This is a genomic window from Streptomyces anandii JCM 4720 (genome assembly GCF_014650655.1).
Classification (GTDB): domain Bacteria; phylum Actinomycetota; class Actinomycetes; order Streptomycetales; family Streptomycetaceae; genus Streptomyces; species Streptomyces anandii.
Genome location: NZ_BMVJ01000026.1, coordinates 47,728 through 48,099 on the forward strand (window position 1 = coordinate 47,728; position 372 = coordinate 48,099).

Consider the following 372-nt stretch of genomic DNA (forward strand, 5'->3'; position numbering starts at 1 on the left):
CATCACGTCGGTGCCACCCGCAATGGGGACAGCGGTGGGGTGCTCGGCCTTCGCGGCGAGCGCCTCCTCCCAGCTGGCGGGGCGAAGGAAGTCCATGACCGGCTCTCTTCTTCGTCTCTTGGGGAGTCGTACGGATCGAGCCAATCCGGTGCGGCGGGCGAGGCTCGTTCATGTGCTGTTCACGCTGAGTGGGCTCAGTACACAGCTCTGTACTCCGGCGGGGTCAGTCACCGAAACCATGAAGGGTTTGGCTGGCCAGGGCGGGCATCTTGTAGATTCGTATGAACGGAGCTGCTGACCGGTCGCGGGGCCGGGCCCTCGCCACAGCATCCGACGTGGATATCGAGACAAGAGAACGGCGGCGACGAGACA

Annotated in this window: 1 pseudogene; it reads right to left on the reverse strand. The window is 64.5% G+C overall.

Features of this window, described 5'->3' with window-relative positions:
• Window positions 1-96: pseudogene (locus IE249_RS39080) on the reverse strand (FAD binding domain-containing protein); the annotation flags it as partial.
• Window positions 97-372 lie beyond the last annotated feature (276 nt).